At 71.4% G+C, this 11,458-nt stretch carries 13 protein-coding genes; 5 read left to right on the forward strand and 8 right to left on the reverse strand.

Features of this window, described 5'->3' with window-relative positions:
* Nucleotides 1-48: 48 nt before the first annotated feature.
* Nucleotides 49-621, reverse strand: a complete 573-nt coding sequence (locus tag M1D56_RS04295) for a dihydrofolate reductase family protein (protein ID WP_456284796.1) — start codon at nt 619-621, stop codon at nt 49-51.
* Between the two features lie 85 nt (nt 622-706).
* On the opposite strand from M1D56_RS04295, the gene M1D56_RS04300 reads away from it, so the two are divergent.
* Complete coding sequence (locus M1D56_RS04300; protein ID WP_456284797.1) at nt 707-1,276, forward strand: TetR/AcrR family transcriptional regulator; 570 nt, start codon at nt 707-709, stop codon at nt 1,274-1,276.
* Between the two features lie 4 nt (nt 1,277-1,280).
* Here M1D56_RS04300 and M1D56_RS04305 read toward each other — a convergent pair whose 3' ends face one another.
* Nucleotides 1,281-1,982, reverse strand: coding sequence for a phosphotransferase (locus tag M1D56_RS04305; protein ID WP_456284798.1), 702 nt, complete (start codon nt 1,980-1,982; stop codon nt 1,281-1,283).
* Between the two features lie 45 nt (nt 1,983-2,027).
* On the opposite strand from M1D56_RS04305, the gene M1D56_RS04310 reads away from it, so the two are divergent.
* From M1D56_RS04310 to M1D56_RS04320, 3 genes are all read left to right on the forward strand, one after another.
* Nucleotides 2,028-3,308 (forward strand): alpha/beta fold hydrolase, encoded by a 1,281-nt coding sequence (locus M1D56_RS04310; protein WP_456284799.1) that lies wholly within the window; start codon nt 2,028-2,030, stop codon nt 3,306-3,308.
* Nucleotides 3,309-3,761: 453 nt separating this feature from the next.
* Entirely contained in the window at nt 3,762-4,952 is a 1,191-nt protein-coding gene (locus M1D56_RS04315; protein ID WP_421075651.1) for an MFS transporter, read from the forward strand.
* A 59-nt stretch (nt 4,953-5,011) separates the two neighbouring features.
* A complete protein-coding gene (locus M1D56_RS04320; protein ID WP_271172321.1) occupies nt 5,012-5,341 on the forward strand; it encodes a helix-turn-helix domain-containing protein in 330 nt (109 codons plus the stop codon).
* Between the two features lie 51 nt (nt 5,342-5,392).
* Here the strand turns inward: M1D56_RS04320 and M1D56_RS04325 are convergent, their stop codons facing one another.
* The 3 genes from M1D56_RS04325 to M1D56_RS04335 all read right to left on the reverse strand — a co-directional run bounded on the left by M1D56_RS04325 (nt 5,393) and on the right by M1D56_RS04335 (nt 7,120).
* Nucleotides 5,393-5,980 carry a ClpP family protease gene (locus M1D56_RS04325; protein ID WP_456284800.1) on the reverse strand — a complete coding sequence of 196 codons (588 nt, stop codon included), beginning with the start codon at nt 5,978-5,980 and terminating at the stop codon, nt 5,393-5,395.
* Entirely contained in the window at nt 5,977-6,594 is a 618-nt protein-coding gene (locus tag M1D56_RS04330) for a ClpP family protease (RefSeq protein WP_456284801.1), read from the reverse strand. The genes M1D56_RS04325 and M1D56_RS04330 overlap by 4 nt, the downstream gene beginning before the upstream one ends.
* Nucleotides 6,595-6,739: 145 nt before the next feature.
* Nucleotides 6,740-7,120, reverse strand: a complete 381-nt coding sequence (locus M1D56_RS04335) for an MmcQ/YjbR family DNA-binding protein (RefSeq protein WP_271172318.1) — start codon at nt 7,118-7,120, stop codon at nt 6,740-6,742.
* Between the two features lie 169 nt (nt 7,121-7,289).
* Here M1D56_RS04335 and M1D56_RS04340 point away from each other — a divergent pair, with 169 nt between their 5' ends.
* Nucleotides 7,290-8,171 carry a formate/nitrite transporter family protein gene (locus tag M1D56_RS04340; protein WP_282978187.1) on the forward strand — a complete coding sequence of 294 codons (882 nt, stop codon included), beginning with the start codon at nt 7,290-7,292 and terminating at the stop codon, nt 8,169-8,171.
* 321 nt (nt 8,172-8,492) lie between these two features.
* On the opposite strand, the gene M1D56_RS04345 is transcribed toward M1D56_RS04340, so the two are convergent.
* Genes M1D56_RS04345 through M1D56_RS04355 form a run of 3 tightly spaced genes read right to left on the reverse strand, consistent with a single transcriptional unit; the run spans nt 8,493 to nt 11,438 of the window.
* Entirely contained in the window at nt 8,493-10,067 is a 1,575-nt protein-coding gene (locus M1D56_RS04345; protein ID WP_456284803.1) for a carbohydrate-binding domain-containing protein, read from the reverse strand.
* A gap of 16 nt (nt 10,068-10,083) precedes the next feature.
* Nucleotides 10,084-10,851: a polyphosphate polymerase domain-containing protein gene (locus tag M1D56_RS04350; protein WP_271172315.1), complete on the reverse strand. Its 768-nt coding sequence runs from the start codon at nt 10,849-10,851 to the stop codon at nt 10,084-10,086.
* Complete coding sequence (locus M1D56_RS04355) at nt 10,848-11,438, reverse strand: DUF4956 domain-containing protein (protein ID WP_271172314.1); 591 nt, start codon at nt 11,436-11,438, stop codon at nt 10,848-10,850. The genes M1D56_RS04350 and M1D56_RS04355 overlap by 4 nt, the downstream gene beginning before the upstream one ends.
* Nucleotides 11,439-11,458: the final 20 nt, after the last annotated feature.

Below are 11,458 nucleotides of genomic sequence, written 5' to 3' on the forward strand. Positions count from 1 at the left end.
CGCCCCGCTGAAGGCCGCCGCTGCACCCGCAGCGGCGGCCTTCGCCGTTCAGAGGCTGTCGCGCACGTACTCCTGGACGACGACGCCGGAGTCGAACGCACGGGTCCGCTCGTGGGCGAAGTGCCGGGCTTCGTACGGGGCCGATCCGAACAGGGGCACCCCGCTGCCGAATGCGAACGGGTTCCGCTTGAGAACGAGGCGGTCGATCTCGTCGATCAGCTGACCTGCGAGATCTCCGCCGCCGCAGAGGTAGATGTCCAGCCCGTCCTCCTGCTTGAGCTCTCGTATGCGCTCGAGGGGATCTGCCGTGATCTCGATCTCGTCGGGAACGCGGCGATCGCGACGGCTCGCGACGATCTGACGGAGGTGGGCGTACGGACTCGTGATCCCGATGTCGAGGGCCGGCGTGTAGGTATTCCACCCCATGACGACGGTGTCGAACCGGGTCCGCGGGGCCGAGATCCCGAGGGCTGTCAGGCCGTGGGTCGGAAGCGCGTCCCCGAACTCGCGCTGGAGCACGGGCGCATGGTCGCCCTCGACGAGGAACGCGTCGAAGCCCCCGTCTGGCGCTGCGATGTAGCCGTCGAGCGTGACGGCGACGTAGTAGACGAGTTCGCGCATGGGATCTCCCTCCGTTATCCACGACGGGTGTCGTGGATACGGGATCAATGTACAACGGATGTCGTGGTTTCGCTAGGGTGGGAGCGTGGCGAGGAACGAGGAGCGGCGGGCTGCGCTCGCCGACGCCGGACTGCGGGTGCTCGCGCGTGAGGGCGCGCGGGGCCTGACCCACCGCGCTGTCGACGCGGAAGCGGGCGCCCCGCGGGGCACGGCGTCGAACTACTTCGCGTCGCGCGACGCGCTCGTCGACGGGCTCGTCGCGCGCATCGGCGAGCGGCTGACGCCGGATCCCGCCGTGCACGCGAGGCTCGCCTCCCGCGCGCCGTCGCGGGAGCTGTTCGCCGACTACCTGCGCGACATCGTACGGCGCCTTCTCGCTGACCGCGATGTCACTCTCGCGCTCCTCGAGCTCCGACTCGAGGCCGCGCGTCGGCCATCCGTCGCGGAGTCGCTGGGCGGATGGATGCGGGCCGGGTTCGCGGGCGACGTCGCCTTCAATGAGGGGGCGGGTCTTCCAGGAGCTCGCACCGAGATCGCCCTCTTCCACTACGCGGTCGACGGGCTCATCCTCGACCGCCTCACGGTGAGCATCGACGCCGACATCTCGATCGACGACGTCATCGACGAGCTCGTCGACCGGCTCCTGCCGCTCTGAGCGATCACAGCGGCCACGAGCGCAGCTCAGCGGTCAGCCCGGCGAGGTGCTCGGGCGGCCCCGCCTCGGCGAACCAGAGCCACAGCTCCGCCGCGTGGACAGCTGCCCAGGCGCGCACCAGGTCCCGATCCGCGCCGTATGCGGCGGTCATGTCGTCGAGACATCGTGCGTCCTTGCGGCTCGCCGCCCACGCGGCGCGCGCCAGCTCCCGCACCGGATCGCCGACGTGAGCGGCTTCCCAGTCGACCACACCGGAGACGCGCCCGCCGACGACGAGCAGATTGCCGTCGGTCCAGTCCCCGTGGCAGAAGGCGGCAGGACCCGATGCTTCCGGGATGGAGAGCGGAAGCGGGGGCCCGCCCGCGTCGCGGTAGCTCCGGAGGATGCGCGCATCGTCCGGAGCCGCCGGCAGGCCCTGCGGCACCGGTGTCTCGTGGAGACGGCGGAGCAGCACCGCCGACGCGCGCATGCCCTCGCGGCGCGTGTCCGCATCGACCTCGTCGAGTCTCTCTCCCGGCATGAGCGTCATGAGAATCCGACCGAGGGAGGCGTCGACCACCGACGGTGCGGGGATCGATGTCTGCGCGAGCGCGCGCAGGGCGAGCAGTTCGGTGTCGTGGCGGGCCGGATCCGCCATCCGCTTCTCGACGAGTGCGCGTCCGCCTCGCATGACGACGCGAACATGACCGACCGCTCCCTGCCGCATTCCGCCATCCTGCCTCGCGCGACTCGCGCCCGCGAGAATGGGACGATGACGTCCTACCGCATGCGCGACCGGCTCATCCGCGATCACACTGTCACCGTGCCCCTCGACTGGACCGCACCCGACGACGGCCGCACCATCGAGGTGTTCGCCCGCGAGGTCGCCCACGTCGACCGCGTCGACGCGCCGTTGCTCGTCTTTCTCCAGGGCGGTCCGGGCGGCACCGGGCCGCGCCCGATGCCCGGCGGCGGAGACTGGATCGACGAGGTGCTGAAGACGCACCGGCTGCTGCTCCTCGACCAGCGCGGCACGGGGCGCTCCACGCGTGTCGAACGCGCCTCGATCGCCGGCATGAGCGCGGACGACGCGGCCGCCTACATCCGCCTCTTCCGTGCTGAGCAGATCGTCGCCGACCTCGAGCACCTCCGCCGCACGGTGTTCGGCGGTGTGCGCTGGCAGACGCTCGGGCAGAGCTACGGAGGCTTCCTCACGCTCACGTATCTGTCCTTCCATCCCGAAGCCCTCGCCGCCTCGTACGTCACGGGCGGGCTCACCTCGGTCGATCCCGATCCCGTCGAGGTCTACCGCCGCACGATCCCGCGCGTCGAGGCGAAGACCGCCGAGTTCTACCGTCGCTACCCGGAGGACGCCGACACGCTCGCGCGCATCGTCGACATCCTCGAGGGCTCCGACGTGCGCCTGCCCAGCGGCGACCGGCTCTCCGCGCGCCGCCTGCAGACGCTCGGCATCGAGTTCGGCATGAAGCCGGGTTTCGAGCGGATGCACTGGCTCCTCGACGAGGCCTTCTCGCGCCCGGGCGTGCTGAGCGATCACTTCCTCGCCGAAGTCGACGCCGCCACGCAGTACTGGCGCGGACCGCTGTACGCGCTCCTGCAGGAGGAGATCTACGCGGATGGCGACGGCGCGACCGCGTGGGCCGCTCAGCGGGTGCGCGACGAGCGGGGCGGACTGCCCGCGACCGACGGGCCGATGCCGTTCACGGGGGAGATGTTCTTCCCGTGGATGTTCGACGAGATCGCGTCGCTGCGGCCCTTCCGCGATGCCGCGCATGCGCTCGCGGATCGCGTCGACCATCCGCGCCTGTACGACCGGACGCGGCTCGCGCGCAACGAGGTGCCCGTCGCCGCCGCGATGTACTACGACGACATGTACGTCGACTTCCCGCAGGCCGAGGAGACCGCGCGCTTCGTGCCGCACACGCACCTCTGGGTGACGAACGAGTACGAGCACGACGGGCTCCGTCAGGACCCGCGCATCGTGCGCGCCCTCATCGACCGCGTCGTCGCCGAGGGCGGACCGCTCGCCTGAACCGGCGGTGGCGGCTGTCCGGGTCGCCCGGGTGGCGCCGTCGATGTCCGGGTCGCGGTTTCCGTCTGTATTGGGGCCGTTGGGGACGCGAAGTGCGACCTGGGCGGCGGCCGCCGATGTCCGGGTCGCAGTTGCCGTCTGTATTCGGGCCGTTGGGGACGCGAACTGCGACGTGGACGAACGGCTGCGGCCTGGGCGGCGCCGCCGATGTTCGGGTCGCAGTTGCCGTCCGTATTCGGGCCGTTGGGGACGCGAGTTGCGACCTGGGCGGCGGCGGCCGGTGTTCGGGTCGTGGTTGCCGTCCGTATTCGGGCAGTTGAGGACGCGAACTGCGACCTGGACGGTCCCGCCGCCCCCCAACCCCGCACCCGGCCTCCAACCCGGCCCCCGCCGACCCGTGTACGCTTGTACACACATCCGCAGATCGCGGCTGAATCAGGAGACCCGGTGAGCATGTCCTCCCCGCCCTCGCGCGAGGCGCGCAGGGCCCGCGGCGCGGTGTCCGCGCTCTTCTTCACGAACGGCGCGATCTACGCCAACGTCATCCCGCGCTTCCCCGAGATCAAGGACGCGCTGGGCCTCAGCGATACGCTCTACGGCGCCTCGATCGCGGCGATGCCGGTCGGCGCGCTCCTGTCGGGGCTCGCCGCTGCCGCGATCATCCGCCGTCTCGGATCCGGCCGCGTCGCGGTCATCGGCTCCGTTCTCCTCGCCGCCACGATGCTCGGGGTCGGCCTCGCGCCGGTGCCGATCCTCTTCGCCCTCGGCCTCTTCCTCGCGGGCGTCCTCGATTCGGTCACCGACGTGGGGCAGAACGCCCATGGCCTGCGCGTGCAGAAGCGGTACGGGCGGTCGATCATCAACGGCTTCCACGCCATCTGGTCGCTCGGCGCGGTCGTCGGCGGCTTCATGTCGGCCGGAGCGATCGCGATCGGCCTCCCGCTCGGCGTGCACCTGGCGATCACCGGGGCGCTCTTCGCTGCGACGGCGATCGTCGCGCTGCGCTTCTGCCTGCCCGGACCCGAGGAGGAGTCGGGCGACGCCGAGACGCCGACCACCGCCGCAGCGGCACCGACCGCGCGCCGGACGCCGCGCATCGCGCTCGTCATGGCCGGGCTGGCGGTCATCGCGATCGCCGGGACGATCGTCGAGGAGGTCGGCAGCTCCTGGGCGACCCTCTACATGCGCGAATCGCTCGGCGCGCCTGCGGCGCTCGCGGCGATGGGCTTCATCGCGCTCATCGGGTTCCAGTTCATCGGCCGCCTCGTCGGCGACCGCCTCGTCGACCGCTTCGGGCAGCGGATGGTCGCGGTCGCGGGCGGCGCGCTCGTCGCGGTCGGCATGGGGTCGGCTCTCGCATGGCCCTCGGTCCCGCTCACCCTCGTCGGCTTCGCCGCGGCGGGATTCGGCGTCGCGACGCTCGTGCCGGCCGCCATGCATGCGGCCGACGAGCTGCCGGGCCTGCGCCCCGGCACCGGGCTCACCGTCGTGACGTGGCTCATGCGCCTCGGGTTCCTCATCTCACCGCTCGTCATCGGCACGATCTCCGACGCGACCGAGCTGAGGGTGAGCCTCGTCATCGTGCCGGTGGCGGGTCTGCTCGTGATCGCGCTCTCGGGCTTCCTCGAGCGCCGGCGCGCGTAGCCGTTCTGCTCTGGGCGGAAAGGGGTGCGCGCGCGAGCCGCGATGCCTACCGTGAGGGCATGGCCGAACTGCTTCCGCTCCCGTCGCGCCCCGTCGAGCCGGATCCGCTGTGGCGACATCTCGTCGGCGACCGGCTGCGGCGCATGCGCCACGAGCGCGGGGAGACGCTCGCCGAGGTCGCGCGACGCGCGGGCGTGTCGGTGCAGTACCTCTCCGAGGTCGAGCGCGGGCGCAAGGAGCCCTCGAGCGAGATCGTCGCGGCCATCCTCGGCGCTCTCGGCGGCACGCTCCTCGACCTGACCGCCGGCGTGGCGGATGACCTGCGCGCGACGGCGCTGGCCCCCGCGACGCTGCAGGCGCCGGGCGCGGTGCTCGCCCTCGCCGCCTGACGGCCGACCGGGGCGCGATCGCCGCGCCCCGGCCATCCTGCCGTCCGTCTCTCAGTGCCGTTCCAGGACGACGTCGGCGAGCCCGTACTCGACGGCGGCGCGCGCGGTGAAGACGCGGTCGCGGTCCGTGTCGCGGCGCAGGGTCTCGACGTCGTGCCCGGTGTGGCGCGACAGGATTCCCTCGATGTCGCCGCGCACGCGCACGAGCTCGTCGGCGTGCAGGATGAGGTCGGGGATGGCCCCGCGCCCCTGCGCCGCCGGCTGGTTGAGCACGACGCGCGCGTGCGGGAGCACGGCTCGCTTTCCGGGCGCCCCTGCCGCGAGCAGCACGGCGCCGACGCCGATGGCCTGGCCGACGCACGTCGTCGCGACGTCGGGTCGGATGTACTGCAGCGTGTCGTAGACGCCGAGCATGGCCGCGGGGTCGCCGCCCTCGCAGTTGATGTAGAGCTGCACGTCGCGGTCGGGCGCGAACGACTCGAGATGCAGGAGCTGCGCGATGAGCGCGTTCGCGACGCCCGCGTCGATGGGCGTGCCGAGGTACACGACCCGCTCGGCGAGGAGGTGCGAGTACACGTCCATGATGCGCTCGCCGCGGCCGTCGCGGGTGATGACGTTGGGGATCGTGTAGGTGCTCATGCCGCCTCCGCTCCGAGCCCGATGCGGGCGCGCCGCTCGGGCATGACCTCGTGGAATCCGCTCACGATCGCGTCGATGAACCCGTACTCCCTGGCCTCCTCTGCCGTGAACCAGTTGTCGTGCAGGGAGTCCTCGAAGACGCGCGCGAGCGGCTGGCCGGTGTCCTCGCTGATGAGGCCGAGCACCGTGTCGCGCAGCCGGCGGAGGTCGTCGGCCTGCAGCTCGACGTCGACGGCCGTGCCTCCGATGCCCGAGGAGCCCTGATGCAGCAGGATCCGGGCGTGGGGGAGGGCGCGGCGCTTGCCGGGCGTCCCCGCCGAGAGCAGGAACTGCCCCGCGCTGCAGGCCAGGCCGATCGCGAGCGTCGAGACGTCGCACGGCACGAGCCGCATCACGTCGCGGATCGCGAGCATCGACGGCACGGAGCCGCCAGGGGAGTGGATCCACAGCGCGATCTCGCTCTGCGGATCCTCGGCGGCGAGCGCGAGCATCTGCGTCGTGAGGAGCATGCCGTTGTCGTCGTCGAGCACGCCGTCGAGCACGAGCACGCGGCGGTGGTAGAGCTCACGGCGGGCCTCCGCCGTGAACTGCGGGATCTTCGGTTCGTCTGCCATGCACCCAGCGTGCGCGCGCCATCCGCTCGCCGGGCGGGAATCGGCTCAGGGCGGATCTGCCCCGAGCGGATGGCCGCGCCGCGAGAGAGCGGATGGCCGCGCCGATGGAGAGCGGATGGCCGTGCCGCCAGGTTGCGCCCGGCGCTCAGGCGCGCCCGAACGTCTCCGGGTCGACGGGCCGAGTGCGCCGCGGGAGCCCCTGCACGACGAGGAGATAGGATTCGGTCACGAGCTCGTCGACGAGCTCGGGTGTGAGCCCCGGGCCGGGCGTGACCGTGATCCAGTGCCGCTTGTTCATGTGATATCCGGGGGCGATCTCGGCGAACGTCGCGCGCAGCGCCTCCCCGTCCTCGGGGCGCGCCTTGAGGTTCACCATCGCCTCTCCGCCGCGCACGGTCTGCAGCATGAAGACCTTGCCGCGCACCTTGAAGACCTCCCATTCGGGTCCGAAGGGGTACTCGAGCGTCATGCCCGGAAGCTCCTCCGCGCGCTCGGCCGCGTGGCGCTGCAGGTCGTCGCCGTCCATCCGCACTCTCCTCGTCGTCGGTCCTCCGCCAGCGTACGCATCCGCGCGGAGTCACAGACCGGTGTCGTCGGTCGTGACCGGAACGGACATCGCCCGTAACACCGCGACGCGTCCCGCGAAACGTCGTGCCGCCATCCTGGAGGCACCCCTCGAGATCCACGGAGTCGCCATGTCCTACGTGAAGCCCGCCGACCTCGTCACGCGCATGATCGATGCCGGCGAGTCGAAGATCCTCATGTCCACCCGTGACACGATCATCCGCGCGTTCATGGGCGGGGCCATCCTCGCCCTGGGCGCCGCGTTCGCCGTGACCGTGTCGACGAACACGGGTCAGCCGCTTCTGGGTGCCCTGCTCTTCCCGGCGGGATTCGTGCTGCTGTATCTGCTCGGGTTCGACCTCCTCACCGGCGTCTTTACGCTCGCGCCCCTGGCCTGGCTCGACAAGCGGCCTGGCGTCTCGGGCGGCGGCGTGCTGCGCAACTGGGGGCTCGTGTTCCTCGGCAACTTCCTCGGCGCGTTCACGGTCGCGGTGCTCATGGCGATCGTGTTCACCTACGGCTTCGCAGCCGAGCCGAACGCGATCGGCCAGGCCATCGGCGAGATCGGCCACGGCCGCACGGTCGGCTATGCGGAGTACGGCGCCTCGGGCATGCTGACGCTCTTCGTGCGCGGCGTCCTCTGCAACTGGATGGTGTCGACCGGCGTCGTCGCGGCGATGATGTCGGACAGCGTCGCGAGCAAGGTCATCGCGATGTGGCTGCCCATCATGCTCTTCTTCTACATGGGCTTCGAGCACTCGATCGTGAACATGTTCCTGTTCCCGTCGGGTCTGCTCCTCGGCGCCGACTTCACGCTCGTGGACTACCTCGTGTGGAACGAGATCCCCACCGTCGTCGGCAACCTCGTGGGCGGCCTGTCGTTCGTGGGTCTCACGATCTACGCCACGCACGGCCGGACGGCCCCGAAGCGCGTCGCGCTCGTGAAGCCGAACGGCAAGCGCTTCGCGGCCGCCCCGACCCGGGTGCCGGCCGAGCTCGCCGACCAGCTCTGAGACCGACGGGAGCCGGGACGCCTCGCGCGTCCCGGCTCCCGCATGTCCGGGCTCCCTGTTCGGGTGTGCCGTTCGGGCTCGCTCCTTCGGGCGTACCGGGATTCGGATGGCTGGGGCTGGTGTGCGCGTGTCGGCCTCAGTGGGCGACGTGTGCCCCATGGGTCCGATTCCGAGGACGGTGGGTGAGGGAGCGTCGCCTCGTTCCGGTGTCGGGATTCGGATGGCTGGGGCTGGTGTGCGCGTGTCGGCCTCAGTGGGCGACGTGCGCACCACGGGTCCGATTCCGGGGACGGCGGGCACGGCCTGGTGCGGGGAGGCGGCTCAACCGCGCCCGCCGCCCGGGCCGCCCATCCCTCCGCCGCCCATCCCGCCGGCGAGGGCCTGGCCGGTCGTCGCGGTCGCGACGGAGGCGCCGTCGACCGAGATGTCATACGACGCACCCGATACGACGTCGGCGCTCGAGAACACCACGGCCCCGAAGTCCTTCTCGGCGGTCGTCGAGAACAGCACCGTGCCGTCCTCCGCGACGATCTCGACGGTCGACCCGGCTGCGCCCGACGCGGAAGCCGCGACCCAGGCCTGAGCCGATTCCGTCGCGGGGGAGCCGCTCATGCCGCCCGAGTCGAGCGCGAGCACCGTGCCTCCCGAGATCGTGAGCGAACCGTTCGTGTCGAGCGCGCCGTTGCCCGAGCTCGTCGGGCCGTAGACGACCGTCGTGCCGCCCGTGATCTCCATCGAGCCGTTCGAGTCGAGCCCGTCGCCGTCGGAGTCGATCGTGATCTCGCCGCCCGCGATGAGCACGAGCTCGCCGGAGTCCTGCATGCCGCCTCCTCCCATGCCGCCCTGCATCTCCTCACCCGACGCCGTGTCGGAGCTCGAGCCCGCCGATCCGTTGATGCCGTCGTCGGTCGCCGTGATGTCGATGACGCCGCCGCCGATCGCGATCGTGCCGGCCTCGATGCCCTCCTCGGCCGAGATCGCGATGTCCCCGCCCGTGATGACGATGTCGGTGTAGCCGTCGATCCCGTCGCTGCCTGCGGTGATGTCGAGCGTGCCGCCCTCGATCTCGACGTAGCCCTGGGTCTCGTCCGCATCCTGATCGGAGGCGAGTCCGTCGCCGCCGGCGTCCACGGTGATCCTGCCGTCGCGGACCGTCAGCGAGTCGTTGCCCTTCAGCCCGTCGTCGGCGGCGGTCACGGTGATCTGACCGGAGAGGATGACGAGGTCGTCCTTGCTCGCGATGCCGTCCTCCGCTTCCCCCTCGACGGTGAGCGCTCCTGTGCCGGAGATCGTCAGATCCGTGTCGGCCCAGATCGCGGCGTTCGCGCCGGCATCGGCGGAATACGCGCCCGTCGACGCGACGGCGTTGGTCGAGCCCTCGGCGAGGAAGAGCGCGACGTCGTCGGCAGTCGTCACCTGGATGGCCGGGGCATGGGCTGCCGCGATCGTCGCGCCGTCGAGGATGAGCACGACCTGCGCGTCGTCGGGCGCGGCCACGACGATCGATCCCGTGTAGTCGCCCGACAGACGGTACACGCCGGCCTCCGAGATGGTCACCGTGCCGTCCGCGACCGTCACGCCCGGGGCATCCGTCGTGGCTTCGGTTCCCGACAGGGCGATGTCGACGGCGTCGTCGGCCGACCACTCGTCGTCGTTCACGACGGTCTGGTCGGCGTTGGCGTCGCTCACCGCGGTGACGCTCGCGACCTCGGCGGTTGAGGCCGAGCTCGCCGTGGACGACGAAGCGGACGAGGAGTCCGACGTGGAGCCGGCTGCGGTGTCGGTGGCCGCGCTCGCGATGGCGGAGCAGCCGGTGACGGCCGCGACGGCGAGGGCGAAGGCGAGGCCGAGGCCCACACGCGCGGTGCGGGCGGAGCGGCGGGGTTCGGTGTTCATGAGGGCTCCTGTCGGGTCAGGCGGCGGGTGCGAAGTGGGTGCGGAGCACGCGGCTCCACTTGTTGGAGGGCAGATCGGGGTGCAGGGCGGCAAGGCCCGTGGCGAACTTGCTGATGCCGACCGGACGGACACCTCCGCGCCAGAGCAGCCGGTCGAGTGACGACGCGCGAGCGGCGGACTTCGTCTCGACGATCACGAGGTCGGGGCGGTGCATCCGTCCGCCCCAGGCATCGGCCCACGCGAGCTCGGTGTCGATCGTCGCGCGGGCGCCCTCGGGCAGGAGCAGCGTCGTGCGCCGATAGGCCGTGTGCAGCGTCGGCGTGAGCGCGTCGGCGATGCCGGCGTCGAGACCGAGCGACGCGACGGCCTCGGCGGCGTAGCCGCGGCCCTCCTCGGTGAGGCGGTCGACCGCGTCGGCGGGGTGCGCGATCCGCTCCTTCACGGTCGTGCCGCGGCTGCCACGCGTCTTCATCTCGAGGAAGGCCGCGTCGGTGTCGACGTAGTGCCGCGCACGCAGCTTGAAGCGGCGCCGCCGGCCGAGCGCGGCGAGGCGGTAGCTCAGGAGATCGGGGGTGTCGAAGTACATCGTGCCGTACTGCGACGCGCGGTCGCCGTCGATCTCCAGGACCCGGGTGCGTCGATCGACCTGATCGAGGATCCGGACGGCGTCGTCGGCCGTCATGAGGTACTTGCGGTCGACGCGGGTGAGCAGCTCGGCCTCCTCGACGAGCTCGTCGAGGGACAGCGGGGTGAAGCGGCCCGCGAACCGCTCCGAGAGGCTCACGCGGCCACCTCCTCGCGGACGGCGGAGATGCGGATGGCCGCGGCCGGGCGCACGCGATAGCGCACGTCCACGAGCGTGGTGTCGTTGACGAAGTCGATGTGCTGGACGGAGAACGCCCGCACCTCGCCCCCGAGCCGCTCCTCGAGGGCGCACCGCAGCTGGTCGTCGTCGCCGATGGCCTCGTCGAGCTCGACCGTGCGGTGCCGGTAGGAGGCGAATAGAGCGGGATGGTCGACGACGGCGAGTGCGAGCACGACGACCGCGACGAGCACGGTCGGGAGCACGTCGAACGTCGGCGCGAGGCCCGTCAGCAGCCCGATGGCGAGCGCCGCGAAGTAGTAGGCGACCTCGCGCTGAGAGATCTCGCTCGAGCGGAGGCGGATGATCGACAGGACGCCGAACAGACCCAGCCCCAGGCCGACGGCCACCTCGGCCGAAGCGAGCACATTCGAGACCGCGAAGACGCCGATGTTGACGCCGAAGAATGCGACGACGAGGTCGCGCCGCCGGTGGCGGTGGAAGTAGACGGCGACCGTGAGCAGCGTGATGGCGGCCAGGTCGACGGCGAGCATCGTGAGATCGGGCATGTCGTTCACCTTTCGTTCAC

This window comes from Microbacterium sp. JZ101 (assembly GCF_053903175.1).